Here is a 15,422-nt window from a genome sequence, read left to right as displayed (position 1 = left end):
TAAAATGCTCCTTTCTTCAATGATTTGACAATTCTACTAAATCTACTCTCTTCCAATATTCAACAGCCCTAGCCGGAAATCTTCATAGGCAGGCCGAAGGGAAGAAAGGTCTGTATGGAGGCCATTGAATTTTAATTGGTTAAAATTCAATCGCTTAAATCTTGCTAATTCAATATAAATAGTAAATTAGTTTTCTATATCTTATCAATGCCCCTGCAAGCCTGTGGAACAACAGTTAGAAAATTTTGAAGTAGTTATTAGAAAAATGTTTGCAGAGCGGCTGAATCCTAATGTCTGCTATCATAATCTAGCCCACACCTTGTCCATAGTTGAGAAGGTTCGGGAGATTGGTCTATATTACCAATTAGACCGAGCTGAGATGGAGGATTTGTTTTTTGCAGGATGGCTGCACGATGTAGGCTATTGGAACGGAGTGGCCTTGGATCACGAAGAAAGAGGGGCGGCTTTCGCTCGGAATTTTTTGGTTGATTATGGGTTGAATGAGGGTAGAATCGAGCGAATCTGTCAGGCAATTCTCTCTACTAAAGTACCTCAACAACCCAAGACTTTGTTGGAAAAAATTATTGGTGATGCAGATTTATATCATTTGAGCTCGGACCAATGCTACCTACAGACATTACTGTTGAAGAGAGAATTCGAACAGCTAAATGACAAGAAGGTGGATCTCCTGGATTGGTTGAAAAATTCGGAGAGATTCATGATGGGTCATCATTACCATACTGACTACGCGCTTCAGTTTTTTGCTCCGGGAAAAGAAGAGAATCTGAACTACCTGCGGAATAAAATTTCAGAATTGGCTAAAGAAGCAATATGATTAGTTAAGGAGTTCTATCATTTACAAAAACTTTTCGGCACCCTCAGGATTAGTGTAGGGTTGGCTTGGGTTGAAATAATTCCAGACCAGATTTGAAATTTTTCTAGCTAAAACCCAAGCTTCATTTCCATTCTCCCAGCTTACATCTGAGTTGTTTTTAGTGAAAATAGAGCAAACGTAATCACCGGAGGGGGAGTTTACCAGAAAAACCTCCGACCTGGACGCATTGACCATCCCTTGTTTGCTAGCGACATTTACTCCAGCCGGAATTCCCCAAATAGCATATTCAGTGTAGAACGTGTTGGAAAGCAAGCGGTACATCAATTCTGAAGCAGCTGGGCTAAACAGCTCCCTATTATTTAATCGGACAAAAATATCAGCCATTTCTTTTGGTGTAGTTTGGCCCCAGCCGTACTTCTCCCATATTTTGTCTCTTCCTGGTGTTCGGCTATTGACTCTGGTATGTTCGTATCCCAATCTATCCATCAGCTCGTTGATATCCGCTCCTCCTCCGGCTAGCGCTTGGTTCCAAAGGGAGGTGGTATTGTCAGAGTAGCTAAGCATGAGCGCAATCAGCGTACTAAGGTCTGTCTGTGTTGAGTCTTTGAAAAACTGCATAATCCCCGAACCTCCATATTTGATCGAATCTCTATAGATCAGCGGCTGTCTGTACTGTAATTCACCTTTCTCTATTCTATCAAAAATCCCGAGTAGAATTGGCACTTTCACAATACTAGCCGAGGGGAAAATGCTGTCAGCATTAATTTCTACGCTTGCGCCAGTGGCTAGATTTTCAATATAAATTCCAACATCTCCTTGAAAAGAATCCGTTAAGCCTTTAATTGATTTTTCTAAAATAGGATCCGTTACAGTCTGCGCAGATAAATAGTTGGTTAGAGCTAGATAGAGATAAAATGACAGTAAAAGTCGCTGAATGGACATAGCTGAATGGGTTAGATAGGCTAGAATAAGATGAGTTGAAGATTAAATCGTAAGATATAGTTTTACCTTTTGAGCGATAATATTACAAGATTTCGACTAGACCTTCTTTTCTTTAAGTTTCAAAAATAGAAGTATATGGATTCAGCAGATAAAATAAAGGCAGATTTTTTAAGCAATAAGGATAAGGTCAAAAGCTATAGTCCTATTCTGAGGGCACTTTGGTTTGATGGAAATGGAGATTGGTCTAAAGCACATGCTGAGGTGGATGGTTTGGAGGTGAAAGATGCAGCAAGGGTTCATGCCTACCTACACCGAAAGGAGGGAGATCTATGGAATGCAGATTATTGGTATGGAAGAGCAGATGAAGCTAGGTGTACCCTAAGCCTGGAGGATGAGTGGGCTATGCTATTTATTAGATTTTATAAGTAAATCAGAGTTTTTATAACCAAATGGTATAGTGGTAGTTGTACTTTTATGAAATTCTACCTCTTGCTTTATATTCTTGTTTTTATGATTCCTGAACCGTCCAAGACATTGGCAGACTACCGATGGAAAAACCGACTAGTCATCACAGATTTTGATAACCTAAAATTGGATTCACTTTTGAAAGGTAATGAGCAAAGTCTCTTGGATAGGAAATTAGTATTCATCAGCTTTCATGATGGCAAGTTTCAAAGCGCAAGTGATTCAGCAGAAATAGAATCGAAGCAATTTTTGAATATACTTTCAAAAACCGACTCATCTGCTGAATGGGTATTGATTGGATTGGATGGTGGTGTAAAAGCTTCAGGTAAACAACTTGATTTTAGTCTTTCGAAAATAACCACGCTAATTGATCAAATGCCTATGCGGCAATCTGAAATCAATTAAAAAGTCCGGAGGATAGGTAAATTTAAGACTAAAGTGGCTAAAAATACCCTGTATAGGGTATGTTTTCGTAAAGTTGAGAAGGGTATTTTTGGAGAGTTAAAACTCTTATTCCAACCTATGAAATTCTTTTACCTTTCTTCTAATCCAAATGAAAGCGGACAGCATGAGGTACACGACCGCGACTGTGTTCTTATCCCTGACTCCTATGACAGGGATTATCTAGGGCCATATAACACCGGAAATGAAGCTTTGAGAAAAGCCCAAACTATGAAGACTGAAGTAGGTCTATGTAAGCATTGTTGCAACACGCATGATCAACCTATTATTTCTATTTTGAAAGGTGGAAAAAATATCGTCTGATACGCCACCTAACGATTCTCCTTCGCAGGGCGGTTGAAGTGTTTGTACTTCCCTCCCTTATATACTTTATCAGAGCTGCCTCATTATGAGACAGCTTTTTTTACGATATCTATTGCGGATTTAGAAAACTATACCTGATAAAGATGTAATTAGTAGGCTTCTAAACCTACAGCTGCAACTATTCCGTCCTGAGCAGAGGTGGCTCCTGATATTCCGATGGAACCTATGATTATCCCATCTTTAAAAATCGGCAAGCCGCCTTCAATAGCCACAGCATTGGGTAACGTGGCAATTCTACCACCACCTTCAGTTTTCATCGCATCCTCAAATACCTTTGTTGAACGCTTAAAATAGACTGCAGTTTTTGCTTTGCCGATGGCTACATCAATACTACCGATTTGTACACCGTCCATTTTGCGAAGCGAAATAATATGTCCGCCAGCGTCTAGGACTACAATCACCATATTCCAATTTTCAGCTTTTGATTTGGCTTCGGCAGCAGCCGATATCCGGGTTGCATCTTCAAGGGTCAGATAGGGTTGCATGGAATTTTGAGCTTGAGAGATAATAGGCATTAATAGAAGAAGGATGAATGCTAACTTTTTCATAGGAATCAGATTTTTAGTGTGATTGTGAATTTAGTGATTTTTTGGAGGTAGAGTCAAAATCATTATCTTGATAGTTTAAGTAGTTATCCAACTTTAAATTAAAGGCTTATGAGTTTTATTTCGAGAAGAACCACATTGAAATCTCTCGCCTTAGGAGCGGGAGCAAGTTTGATCTCACCTTCTTTAGTATGGTCGTCCACGAAGTCAACTAAAGATCGATTGGGAGTCGCTTTAGTTGGTTTGGGATATTATAGTACTGATTTGTTGGCTCCTGCTTTGGAAAAAACGAAGAATTGCTACCTAGCAGGAATAGTGACCGGGACTCCATCTAAAGCGGCCGTTTGGAAGACCAAATACGCCATTCCTGAAGCAAATATTTATGATTATAAAAATTTTGATTCAATTGCCAGCAATCCATCCATCGATGTGATTTACATCGTATTGCCTCCTTCCATGCATATGGAATATGTGGTGCGTGCAGCAAAAGCAGGAAAGCATGTGTGGTGCGAGAAGCCCATGGCTATGACAGTGGAAGAATGCCAAACTATGATAGATGCTTGCAAGCAAGCAGGTGTCTCCTTATCCATAGGCTATAGATGCCAGCATGAGCCGAATACCAAAGCTTACCAGAAGCTTGTACAGGAAGGAAGTTTAGGAAAGGTGATGGGGGTGGACTGTGCAGCTGGATATAGAGAAAATAGAAAAGAACACTGGAAACAAAAGGCAGAGATGGGGGGAGGGGTGATTTACGACATGGGAGTTTATTCAATCCAAGGAGCGAGGCTTGGCACTGCGATGGAGCCAATAGCAGTTAATTCGGCTAGGGTATGGACGGAGCGCCCAGAAATTTATAAAGATGGACTAGGTGAAATAGTAGAAGCAGAGCTCGAGTTTCCGGGAGGTGTGATTGGTAAGATCAAAACGTCCTTTGCTGAAGGTGTCAACTATCTTACCATTAGCTGTGAAAAAGGGAAAATCCAGATGGCTCCTTTTTCAGCTTATGCAGGCAATAAAGGTACAAGCCCACTTGGTGAAATTAATTTTCCTTTTGAAATACCTATGGAGCAAGTATGGCAAATGGAAGCGGATGCCCAGTCGATAATAGAAGGCAAGCCTCCGATTGTTCCAGGCGAAGAAGGGCTTCGAGATATTCGTGTGGTCGAAGCCATTCTTGAATCTGCTGAGCAGGGAAGGAAAGTGGTGATCTAGTTAGTTTGGACAGCACTATTGGGTAATGAATAAGCCAATATGGGGATTGTAGAAGCGATTTTTGATGATAAATAAATCCTAATTTTTGCCAGAAAAATTGCTAAAAATCGAAAAAAGTGAGCGTTTTGATGAAAAGACCATTTTTCTGCACTAAAAATTAAAAATAATCATCAAAAGTCTTCTAAGGGCACTATAAATGATGTTTATTGTATTCAATTACATTTTATAACCAACCAAAAAACGATTATGAGCAGACACCAAGAAGTTAAGGATTTGGTAGATTCTTTAGAAGCAGATTTTGCTAAGTTCTACGAAAATGGCAACAAAGCAGCTGGCACTAGAGTAAGAACAGGTATGCAAGCTATTAAGAATCTTGCACAAGAAATCAGAGCTGAAGTAACAGCCAAGAAAAATGAAGGTAAATAATTCCATTTAGCCTTTTACAAGAAAAGCCCCGATAGGATTTCCTATCGGGGCTTTTTTTATGGGATTTTCTGGCGTGAGCTTATTTAGTAGCTATGACTTTGTCTTTAATCAATTGATATTCTACCGCCTGGGCAAATGCTTTTGAGAAAGTCTCAATTGAGGAAGGATTGGTTGTTTCGGACTGAGCAGACCATACCAGTTCTTCTGTCTGGGCATCGTATAGGTTCATTTCTATGTAATAATTCTTATCAGTAGTATAATAGCCGGGGTCGTACATCACGGGATTGTAATAAGAATAGTATCCATAGAATCTTCCATAATATCCTCCATAACCCATAGGAGAATACATAGTAGTCCCAGGTACATACCTAGTTTCGGAAGTTTGATCTAGAAGTGCGATTGTCAAAATAGCATCGTGACCAGCATCCTGAATGGCTTTCAACGTTTTGTCTTTGTTTTCTGCCGTAGCTTTGAAGCCTGGAGGAATAATATCGAAGCTGCTATTAGCGGCGATTCCATCTTTCTCTAGTAACTCATCGATGTCATTCTCGATAGTTTGTCTAGAAACGAGATTTTCTGTCAATGCAGTGACGAAAATGTTACTGTATCCACCTTCTTTGGCTTGAGGAGCTTTCCACGAGCCTGTTATTTTTGTACTCGGAGAGCAAGCTGCTACGGCCGCTAGTAGCACTAGAGCTACGATTGAATTTAATTTTGTCATTAGATTAGTTGTTGTCAATTGATTCAAATATTTCCTGAACTGCTTTTTCTATAGCTTCCTGTTTTTTTGCTTGTTTGTTGGGGATGATTTCGGACACTACTCCAGCCCATGCGGCCTGATTCGTCTCTGAATCTACTAGGTGAACTGTAAGAGTTCCTTCCTTGTAATTATTAACTACAATTTCCTGGCTAGACCAAGTGTAATTCCTTTGACCAGTGTACATGAAGGGGTCAGTGGCCAAGTTAGTTTCGCGAGTTTGTTCTTTGTTTTCTATGACTATACCCAGATTGATCTTCAATTCAGGTGATGAGGGATCTTCGGATAGCCCTCTAGCGGCCAATTGTTTGGCAATTTCCTTCTTTAGATAGACTACAGATTGAGAGAATGCGGGGACCTCTGTATTACTTTGATCAACTTCTAGAAATGAATAGGTTTTGTAATCAGCGATGTTGAAATCATCATAAACTCCAGGTTCTACAATCACATTTGTAGTGGTGCAAGACATGAATCCAAGGATTAATGCGAGCCAGATGTAATTTAATTTTCTCATTAGATAGAATTGATTAGATGAAACTAATTAACTAAAGGTTTTAAGCCAATTAAAACCCAATTTTTAACATACTGAATCTGCTTATGGTTCTCAAAAGCTTTGCCTAGCTACAGGTACTAACCCTTTAAAGATACACTACCATAGAACTAGTGGTTTTTATAAATAACTTGGCTAACCGTAAAACAAAGCATCCGACAAACGTAACTCTTTGTTAGGATTGTCGGATGAATTTATCTTGGAAGAAAATCAGGATTCTTAGTGGATGAAAATGATACCAAAGTCCAAGCCAATAGTAGATTGACCATCTAGGTTGCTACTGCTGAAGGATTGATAGTATTTTGCCCCAAACTTGAATCCAATATTCTGTTCCGGTCTTACCATTACTCCTAATTCAGGTCTTAAAGCAAACTGCCAGTGTGTTTCCTCAGAAGTGAAAATCCCCATGTCGATTCTTTTGTCATGTGCTATAGTTCCCATTCCTAAGCCTACATACGGTCTCACCATACCTGTCTCGTTGGCATAATATGTCCCTGTAAATAGGATAGGGTAGGTGTTTTGATATCTATATTGCACTCCAGATAAAGAAGCAGATCCTTCCGTATAAGTTTTGTTAGGTTCTCTCTTATAAAGCGTGTAGGTTCCTATTTCGCCACCTAAGGCAATATTTTTGTTTAGAAATCTCTGATATTCCAGCTTGATTCCTCTTCCTGATACTTGATCAATATAGTCTGCTGTATTGCCAGTAGGAATACTTACAGAATAATTGATGGAGAAAAAAGAAGTTTGTGCTTGTGCAGTTCCGGCAAAAATCATGATCAGAAATGCCAGTATTTTGATAGACTTTTTCATGATTAGTTAGCTAAGTAAGGTGATTGCTCGAATGCTTGATCAATGGTAGCATTGATTCGGTTATTGATTGATGAAGTGTTTCCCTCTAAGAGTCCGTTGATTACACCGGTCCATACCACAGGGATTTTTTCAGTTTCAGCTACTCCTTCAGGATCAACCATTTGCATCAATAAAGTGCCAGTTCGTACCCTTGATACTTGGGGAGGGAAATAGCCTGGATAATACCATCCCCAGCCTGGATACCATCCTGGATAGAACCAGTTCCAATACCACCAATCATAGTAGAAGAAAAGCTGATCAGTTTGGACAACAGATGGCAGTATGATCAAATCTGGGTTTGCACTTTTATCTACTTCTGTGTATCCAGCATTTCTCATGTTATTTCTAATGGAAGCCAAGATTGCTGTACTATATACCGGTGACACAAACTCCGGCTCGAAGTCCCCTTCATTTCCATTGATGAATTGACCTTCGACTTTGATGATTTTATCAGGTACTGCGAAAGTTCCTTTAGATCCGAAATCATAGTTGACATCATAGTTGGTATAGACGATGTCTAATTCATCTATGTACTCCGCTCCATCTGGTGTACAAGATACTAGCACCAAAGAACCGACTAGTCCCAGCGCTAGAAATTTCAGTTTTTTTAGCATAAAATTTAGTTAGGTTTAATTTACTTTTGATCTATAAAGGGTAATTCCTGCTGCATAGCATTCCTAATAGTATTATGAATGTAGGTGTCAATTTGCATGAATTTGGCAGCATCAACTGCGGAAGTTGCTTTTTTGAATTTTTTGTAATAGGTAGAATGAAGTTTTGCCAGAGCCATATCATTTTTTAAGGTTCTTTTGGCCAATTCATCCGCCTCATCATTACCAATAGTCTCAAATTCAATCAAGAAATCGTTTATAATCTTAAGACGCTCTCGTGATAATTCTTGTCTATTATCTTCATAAGCCTGATAAATAGTCCAGAAACCAGGAGCTACACTCTCCGGCAGATCCATATATCCATCAATTATCATTTTTTTGTCCATACCAAATGCGGATTGGATCAGCGTAATCTCGTCATCAACTTTGCTTTGTGCTAGGCAAATTTGTACGGAGAGTACTAGGGCAAGAGCCGATAAGCAAAATATTTTTTTCATAAAAAAGATGTTTGAAGTGGGAGAACTTACTTAAAGACAAAGTTAGGCTTTATTCTGAATTACGTGTGGTAATTCTTCATCAAAACTCTTATTTAGAGCTTAGAAGATCCATTCTATGTTAGAACGATTCGTTGATGTTTAGATAAAATCCTGAATTCCCCTTTTGGCCAAAGCCATAGTCAGCGGAAATCGTGGTGCGATTTTCTTTGTTGATTATCACACGAAATCCCAGACCGTACCCAGGATTAATTTTTGCAAATAGATTTTCCCCCGTTAGTTTACTTCCAAAACTGGCAGCATTTACAAAAACTGTCCCGCCAAAAGTCTCTTTGTTTTTTTGAAGAGGAAAACGGTATTCTGCTTCTGAATACACCATATTTTCACCTCTGAATCTACCCTGCGCATATCCTCTACCAGAGCGGCCAAACATATCGTATCCGATAGAAGGTAACGCCATGTAAGGAAGGTCACCAGATACCAAAAAATTGCCATAGCCCCATACGGCTAGCAAATGGCGCTTGCGGGTTTCGCTTAATGGGAAATAGTGGCGATAATCGACTAGGAGAGTGGAAGAAGATTGATTTGATCCTAAGAATTCTGGGTTGATCTTATAAGAGACTAAGGCAAAGTTGGTTTCATAAGGGGATACAGCGATGTCGCGATTTTCCATTACCGCATTTAGGGTAATTCCTGAAACGGTATTTTTATCTAAACTAAATTCCTTAGTTTGGTTGTAAAAATCACTGGAGAAAATAAGCTCCTGGGTAATTTCGTCTTCCATGAAGTTCTCAATCTTGGAATACACATCGAGATGGTAGCCTACTCCTAAGTAGAACTTAGAATTGGAGATTCTCTTAAGCACAGTTTCATAGAATCGTATCCAATTGTAGTCCATTTGCTGCTCTCCCCACCAAACTCCCAGTTGATTTGGGTTCTCTTCAGGTGAATTGGGAGTGGTGCTACCCAATCCAAAAGTAGGCTGCGAGGTGATAAAAAAGCGCCAGTCGCCCACTAAGATCCAGCTATCTTCTGCAAGGAAAATAGTACTTCTGGAGCTGATCAGCCATTGTTTTTTGGTGGTGTATAGGAGATTGCCCACCATGTTTGATAAGTGAGTGTTTTCAGGACTCCCCATCCTCCAAGTGGCTGAAGGAGCTATACCAAAGAGCCATCCATTTGCGGGATTGGAAGCAATGGCAGGCAAAGGAACTAACTTAAAATCTCGAATCTGATTTGGCTTATATACGGCTGTATCCTGAGCTAGGAGCGGTAAGCTAGCCCAAAAGAAAATGAGGCAAATTGCGATTCTAGTCATTAGAAAGAGATGTCAAGCTGTAATCTAAACCTTAACTCATCATCTTGAGCAAGTTCCTGATCTTGGAATTTAAACCTAGTGATTTCTGTAGTCAGTTTATTTTTGTGTCCAGCAAAAAACCAGTTGAATGCGACCGCAGTTTCTCTTTGGGTATTATTAGAGATAGATAGGTCTGGCCGAACCTCAGCAAATCTGAATGCAATTTCTAATGGCTCCGGCCAAAATTCTAGAGTTTGGTGAGCAAAATAACCTGCCGTAAAGTAAAATCCTCCCAATTCAGTTTTTACTTCATCGAAGTTGTCTAGGATGCTTTTGTGATGGAGTTCACTCGCCCAAGAAAAGCCTTTGTAATTAAATGCTGTTTCTATTTGATACTGATTGACCGTGTATTGAGAGTCGTTTGTTCCTTCATATCCAGCTAGATTACCACCTCCAGAGGTAGAAAATCTAGTGTATGGACTTGTGTTACTGACAGCGGCTATGGCTATGATTCCAGCTGGTTTTTGGGAAATTTTCAAATCACCTCCAGAAAAAGGAACCTCTCTGCCCAGGAAGTTCCATTGGAACCTACCAAAATACATCATCTTCGAGTCATCATTTTGCGTAGCGCCACGTCCCATACCTGTCAATACAGCTGCCCAATAGTTGAAGTTGGCAATTCCACCTGCATCCAAATTCCCATACACTTCTACACCCTGCTGTCTATCAACGGTGAATTTTCTATTTAATAGTGAGCGATCTACCATTTGCTGCTCGCCACTACTAATGAATCGCTCTCGGGTGAACTCTATCTTCCATTGTCCTGCTTTAAAGTTGAGCCAAGGCCACTTTTCTATCATTACTCTGTAGTCTAAGAGTAAACTTCGAGAAAGCTCATATTCGAAATAGTATTTGAGCCATGGCTGATAGGCATGCCCACCTACTTTTAATCTCGCCCTGTTTATCTTAAATACTCGTTGGTCTTGATTGGTGAAGTCCGCAAAAGTGATGGGATCTTGATCGTCTGGCACTGCAAATCTGAGCTGTAAGCGTGCAGCAATTTGCATTTCGTATTTACCATCTTCGGTTTTTAGTACAAACCCTTTGGAAGTATGGTTTAAGAAAGATTCCTTTTTCTCAGTTTTGCTTTGAATACTGTCTAGCTCCTGCGCAATAGAGGGGCTGACTCCTATAAAAATAAATAAGCTCAGTAATACAATTATCGCGGAAATTCTGTGGTACACCTGAGGGGGGAATTTTTTTGAGATGAGTGAAATTTTGAAGCACAAATAACGCAAAAAGCATCGGGAATTCTTGGAATTTCCCGATGCTTTTCGTCTGATCTCCTAGCTTGGTACTACTTGGTGGGCTGTGGTATCCTGAAAACTAATCCACCTTCAAATCCAAATTGATACATTGTGGAATAACTGGAAAGTCCTGCGCTAGCACCTCCAGTACCGAAATATAGCCCACCACCGATAGCCTGCGTGGCAGAGTATAGCGATGCTTGAACCCGCAGGGCTACGTTTGGTGACACCCAGAAATTAGACCCACCACGAATATTCCACGCGAATTTGGTAGCCGAGTTTTCTCTGCCATTGTCTGGATTCCCTACATTGAATATGCCCATCCCTATACCTGCTCCTGCGAATGGTTCGACTACTTCACTTACTGGGAAGTACCTCGTTCCATTCAACATCAGCCAATTGATAGCTAGATCAAAGTCAGTGTTTTGAACTACTCCACCGAAAATTCCTCCGTCCTGATATACCGTTGGGGCATTTGTGTCTTGTCTCAAATATTGTAGTTCAATTGCTCCTCTATTCGGAATATGATATTCTATACCGCCACCCCATCGCAATCCATCTTGGATTTGCCCATTGTAATAAGAGCTACTACTGTAGTAGGAATCTACTTTATCCTTGAATATATACCCCGCATAGGTATTAATTCGGATTTCTTGTGCATTCGATGCTGCGGCTAGTGCAGCTAACAAAAAGAGGGTTGATAATGCCTTTTTCATTTTTTTAAAGTTAAGATTACTAGTATGTTTGGATCACTTATTTTTTAATTACCCGAAGTTCAACCTTGCGATCTTCCTCAACAGATCCTTTAGACCTTCCCCTCACAATCAAACCTCCATTACTTACAGAGATCCGATCTGGAGCGATCTTGAATTCATCAGTAAGCGCTTGGGTTACTGCTGCCACCCGTTTTTCTGTGAGGGCAATATTATAAGCCACTGAGCCAGTATTATCTGCAAAACCAACAAGTTCAATACTGACTTCAGGGTTTTTTTGTAGAAACTCTACTGCCGGGATTAGTTTTTGCCGTTGCTCTTCAGTCAGGGTAGATTCATTGATACCGAAATACACTTCTATTTTGCTCTCATGAAGTAAAGTTTGAATGGTTTTTTCTTGGACTTCAGTGACGGTGACTGTGTCCACCATTCGAGGAATATTAGATAGACTGTCTATGAGAATAGAATCCATGGCTATTCTGGCGCGGAGGGTGGAGTCATTGGCTGCGTTGGCTGCTGCTCTTTTCTTATCTCCACTATTACTGATCGCCGCGGTAGTCGCCGCAGTTCCACCTACGAGCAGGGCGTCTTTGAGAAGTTCGTTGTTTTTCTCGTTTAGTTCTTCTTGTTTTTTGCGGTTTTTCTCGAGTTTTTTAGCTGCCTTTTTCTCCTCTTTTGTAGATTCTGGACTTAGAATGATCTGTTGAGTATCTACTTCATCCTCTTCGGCATCTTTCTCTGCGGAGACGCTGGCTGGAGTTTTGGAGGCGAAAGCCATCATCATAGCTGAATCTCGGGTAGCTTGAGCAGCAAGCATATCCTGTCTGAATTTGGATATTTCCTCATCAAATTGCTCTCTGGTAAAGGTCTCTACTGTATCCTTAGCCACAGGTGCGGCCTGCGCTGCAGCAGTGAAAGATTGTGTAGCCGGATCTAGAGAGAGGACTGCAGGACTGGTAGAGTACAATATTCTACTCACCTGTCCCGGATAGATGATCAATTCATTCATCGTTCCCATAGCATCCACAGGAGTTGACGTGGTGGTCACACTATCTGAAGTGTAGCTATTCAGCGAGTCAATTTTAAATCTAGTTTCTAAGGAAGCAACATTTAGGCTGGTCAGTTTTCCTTGCGCTATAGACTTTTCACCTTCAAGGTTTTGAAGTCGTACCTGCGTGATCTCAGAAGAAACACTGGTATCCTGCTCAGCCAAGGCTATCGTTTGATTGACCGCAGCCAAATCGGCCTCAGTAGCAGCTATTTCATTCGAAATATCACTTTGGCTTGCTTTTAATGAGTCAAGCATTGTAGTTATGTTTGCCCTAGACGCAGAATCAAGTGTTGGTTTGTTTTTGTCGGTTACTTGAGAAACTCCATTAGCAGGCAACTGGATGACAGTAAAATAGTTAGTCGTAGTAGGGGCTAGCGGTACTTGTTTTCTATTAATAGTATCCTTTTTCGCCATTTGAGCCTGTGAAAGTTCCGTTGGTACATAGGTATAGCGTTGGGTAATCACTGGAGGGTTGAAGGATTTCTTGTTTGCTCCCAAACTGAACTTGATTCCAACACCATGGTAGATGTACCAATCAGGTCTTCCATTTTCCATGCCTCTATAGGGATCTTCCGCTGTGACTATATTGGTTCCAGGTTTTGCCGCGTAGCGTTGGAAAGCGTTATCGTAAGAGTTTCGGTACTCTCCCGATACGTCGTCCAGGTAATCTGTATTTGTTCTTTTGAAATCTGACTGTGCAAAAATCTCCAGGGTTTTGGTAATTCTAAACCGAACTCCAAGTCCCAAATTTGCATAAAAGGCAGTTGTGTTATAATCATCAGTTCGCTCAGTCCCCAGGTTGGTAAGCTCTGTTTCAAAGGTGCCGTCGGGAATAAGATTTACATTGCTGTAATTGTATTGATTTCCATTGGCATCCAGTAGGTCTCCAAAAACTTTATAGGTTACCGCGCCTACTCCCAGGGTAAAGTAGGGGGCAAAGAACGATTTGCCAGAAAGCAACCAATTATTATCCGGTTTGAAAACGAAGGACAAACCTACATCATAGGCGTCAGTCTGAAAATTCAGCGCACGATCAAAATTAGGGCTATCGGTCAATAAAGTGCCGTCATTCTGAATCAATCGATCACTAGAGCCGAACTGGTAACTCCCGCCCGTGAGCATCAAGCCTACGGAATTGCCTAATGCGTACTCAATTGAAAGTTGATAGGATAATTGGTCAGAATAGGTGTCATAGCGTTTGTAATACTTCGTGAAATTCTGAAAATTATCCACTCGAATAGGTCGAATATCACCAAAGTAATTAGTGATACCCGTGCTGGCTCCGAATCTCCATTTGTAGCCGTGAAGCTGTGCCTGAGCAGTAAAAGCGAAGGCAAAAGCGAGAAATAATAAACTTAGCTTTTTCATATCCTTATCTTTTTTTGCTTCCGATACCTAACCAAATATTGAACTCAGCACTCACTCCCACGAAGGGTTGAAAGCTGTTTTTATTTGTACCGCTCAGTTGCTCGGTAGTGATAAATGTACCTCCAGCGTTCAATCTGATGAAGCGAAAGAAGTTATATCCTAATCCTACATAAATAGGACGGTCTAACACTGGACCTGAAATATTTTCTCCTTGTTGATTCTCCATCTTTGAGGACAAAAAGAAACCAGTAGAGATGGACATGTTATTCATGAATTTCGCGAAAGTTCTGTTGCCAAGTGGGAAAGAAATTCCTGCATAAGGACTCATCACGAACTCTTGGTCTGGCAGACCTTGACTGAGAGAAATAGCTCCGTACCCGATGTTGATCGGTAAGGAATTGGCAGTTTTTTCAGTAGCGTAATTTTCAAAAACTGTCTCATTTACTCTGACTAGCATGTTTGGGCTGAGGTACTGACTGACTTCCGAAAATAAAATATTCTCTAATTCAGCAAGGTAGTTGTTAGCGTACACGGCGCGAGCATTATCAGCCTCTGTCAGCCCGGTAGCATTGTATTTTGCTTTTCCCATGTTCAATTTGCCTCGCTGCTCGAGTTTGGCTCTGGTGATGTCACTGAATCCTGGGAATTTCTCACCATTTGGCAACTCAAAATATAGCGCTCCTTGTTCTACAATTTTAGAAAGGTTACTCATCAAGACCTCGTCAGATTCTGAAAACTTGATTCCACTTCTTTTGATGGTGGTGACCGTACTCAAGTAAGTTTTGATGTTTTGATGAATGAGTTCTCTGACTTCATCTACCTGCTCTGGTCCTGCTTTTTGATAGTATCCAAATTCCAAATGGTAATCGGTATTGGAACGAAGAGGTTCAGCCATGAGGATTTGGTAGGAGAGATCTTGATAGCCAAACGGAGCCTTCCAGAAGTAAGTTGAAGCAGCTTTGTCTGACTTGTTGGATGGATAGATGAGTAATTTTACCATTTCTATTTTCTCAGGAATAGCTCCTCTGATATAGAATTCTTGCTCAGCTGGCAAAGGCAATCCTCCGTTAATCTTGCTGGTGATCAAGTCTAGATTTATAGTGGTCACCTGAGCCTTTAGCAAGGGAGTCATCACTGTAAAAGCTAATACTAAGAGTAAAATTTTCTTCATA

Annotated in this window: 18 protein-coding genes; 6 read left to right on the top strand and 12 right to left on the bottom strand. The window is 40.6% G+C overall.

All coding sequences use genetic code 11. From position 1 onward, the window contains the following. The first annotated feature begins 223 nt into the window (after positions 1-223). Positions 224-835 (top strand): HD domain-containing protein, encoded by a 612-nt coding sequence (locus tag ABJH64_RS00725; RefSeq protein WP_348276275.1) that lies wholly within the window; start codon positions 224-226, stop codon positions 833-835. 21 nt (positions 836-856) lie between these two features. Here ABJH64_RS00725 and ABJH64_RS00720 read toward each other — a convergent pair whose 3' ends face one another. Then, the gene (locus ABJH64_RS00720; RefSeq protein ID WP_348276276.1) at positions 857-1,777 is read right to left on the bottom strand and encodes a serine hydrolase; all 921 of its coding nucleotides are present in this window, start codon (positions 1,775-1,777) and stop codon (positions 857-859) included. Between the two features lie 135 nt (positions 1,778-1,912). Between ABJH64_RS00720 and ABJH64_RS00715 the strand changes: the two genes are divergently transcribed. The 3 genes from ABJH64_RS00715 to ABJH64_RS00705 all read left to right on the top strand — a co-directional run bounded on the left by ABJH64_RS00715 (position 1,913) and on the right by ABJH64_RS00705 (position 3,007). Continuing rightward, a complete protein-coding gene (locus tag ABJH64_RS00715; protein ID WP_348276277.1) occupies positions 1,913-2,206 on the top strand; it encodes a hypothetical protein in 294 nt (97 codons plus the stop codon). A 45-nt stretch (positions 2,207-2,251) separates the two neighbouring features. After that, positions 2,252-2,647, top strand: a complete 396-nt coding sequence (locus tag ABJH64_RS00710) for a DUF4174 domain-containing protein (protein WP_348299222.1) — start codon at positions 2,252-2,254, stop codon at positions 2,645-2,647. A gap of 117 nt (positions 2,648-2,764) precedes the next feature. Further along, the gene (locus ABJH64_RS00705) at positions 2,765-3,007 is read left to right on the top strand and encodes a hypothetical protein (RefSeq protein WP_348275447.1); all 243 of its coding nucleotides are present in this window, start codon (positions 2,765-2,767) and stop codon (positions 3,005-3,007) included. Between the two features lie 149 nt (positions 3,008-3,156). On the opposite strand, the gene ABJH64_RS00700 is transcribed toward ABJH64_RS00705, so the two are convergent. Beyond that, positions 3,157-3,615: a heme-binding protein gene (locus ABJH64_RS00700; protein ID WP_348275446.1), complete on the bottom strand. Its 459-nt coding sequence runs from the start codon at positions 3,613-3,615 to the stop codon at positions 3,157-3,159. Positions 3,616-3,723: 108 nt separating this feature from the next. Here ABJH64_RS00700 and ABJH64_RS00695 point away from each other — a divergent pair, with 108 nt between their 5' ends. Continuing rightward, a complete protein-coding gene (locus ABJH64_RS00695; protein ID WP_348275445.1) occupies positions 3,724-4,824 on the top strand; it encodes a Gfo/Idh/MocA family oxidoreductase in 1,101 nt (366 codons plus the stop codon). Positions 4,825-5,070: 246 nt separating this feature from the next. After that, positions 5,071-5,250: a histone H1 gene (locus ABJH64_RS00690; protein ID WP_348275444.1), complete on the top strand. Its 180-nt coding sequence runs from the start codon at positions 5,071-5,073 to the stop codon at positions 5,248-5,250. Positions 5,251-5,329: 79 nt separating this feature from the next. Here the strand turns inward: ABJH64_RS00690 and ABJH64_RS00685 are convergent, their stop codons facing one another. The 10 genes from ABJH64_RS00685 to ABJH64_RS00640 form a co-directional block, all read right to left on the bottom strand. After that, positions 5,330-5,971: a hypothetical protein gene (locus ABJH64_RS00685; RefSeq protein ID WP_348275443.1), complete on the bottom strand. Its 642-nt coding sequence runs from the start codon at positions 5,969-5,971 to the stop codon at positions 5,330-5,332. A 4-nt stretch (positions 5,972-5,975) separates the two neighbouring features. Then, entirely contained in the window at positions 5,976-6,521 is a 546-nt protein-coding gene (locus tag ABJH64_RS00680; protein ID WP_348275442.1) for a DUF4136 domain-containing protein, read from the bottom strand. 255 nt (positions 6,522-6,776) lie between these two features. Beyond that, the gene (locus tag ABJH64_RS00675; protein ID WP_348275441.1) at positions 6,777-7,370 is read right to left on the bottom strand and encodes an outer membrane beta-barrel protein; all 594 of its coding nucleotides are present in this window, start codon (positions 7,368-7,370) and stop codon (positions 6,777-6,779) included. Positions 7,371-7,372: 2 nt separating this feature from the next. Beyond that, complete coding sequence (locus ABJH64_RS00670; RefSeq protein ID WP_348275440.1) at positions 7,373-8,023, bottom strand: DUF4136 domain-containing protein; 651 nt, start codon at positions 8,021-8,023, stop codon at positions 7,373-7,375. 20 nt (positions 8,024-8,043) lie between these two features. Next, complete coding sequence (locus ABJH64_RS00665; RefSeq protein ID WP_348275439.1) at positions 8,044-8,517, bottom strand: hypothetical protein; 474 nt, start codon at positions 8,515-8,517, stop codon at positions 8,044-8,046. A 118-nt stretch (positions 8,518-8,635) separates the two neighbouring features. After that, positions 8,636-9,832: a BamA/TamA family outer membrane protein gene (locus ABJH64_RS00660; RefSeq protein WP_348275438.1), complete on the bottom strand. Its 1,197-nt coding sequence runs from the start codon at positions 9,830-9,832 to the stop codon at positions 8,636-8,638. Next, positions 9,832-11,055 (bottom strand): porin, encoded by a 1,224-nt coding sequence (locus ABJH64_RS00655; RefSeq protein WP_348275437.1) that lies wholly within the window; start codon positions 11,053-11,055, stop codon positions 9,832-9,834. Before ABJH64_RS00655 ends, ABJH64_RS00660 begins: the two co-directional genes overlap by 1 nt. 113 nt (positions 11,056-11,168) lie before the next feature. Continuing rightward, positions 11,169-11,834, bottom strand: a complete 666-nt coding sequence (locus tag ABJH64_RS00650) for an outer membrane beta-barrel protein (RefSeq protein WP_348275436.1) — start codon at positions 11,832-11,834, stop codon at positions 11,169-11,171. A 37-nt stretch (positions 11,835-11,871) separates the two neighbouring features. Continuing rightward, positions 11,872-14,250 carry an OmpA family protein gene (locus tag ABJH64_RS00645; protein ID WP_348275435.1) on the bottom strand — a complete coding sequence of 793 codons (2,379 nt, stop codon included), beginning with the start codon at positions 14,248-14,250 and terminating at the stop codon, positions 11,872-11,874. Between the two features lie 4 nt (positions 14,251-14,254). Further along, positions 14,255-15,421 carry a hypothetical protein gene (locus tag ABJH64_RS00640; protein ID WP_348275434.1) on the bottom strand — a complete coding sequence of 389 codons (1,167 nt, stop codon included), beginning with the start codon at positions 15,419-15,421 and terminating at the stop codon, positions 14,255-14,257. Position 15,422 lies beyond the last annotated feature (1 nt).

The organism is Algoriphagus sp. (assembly GCF_039969895.1).
Classification (GTDB): Bacteria; Bacteroidota; Bacteroidia; order Cytophagales; family Cyclobacteriaceae; genus Algoriphagus.
Note: the sequence above shows the minus strand (reverse complement) of the source record. Positions and strands in the feature narration are given on the sequence as shown.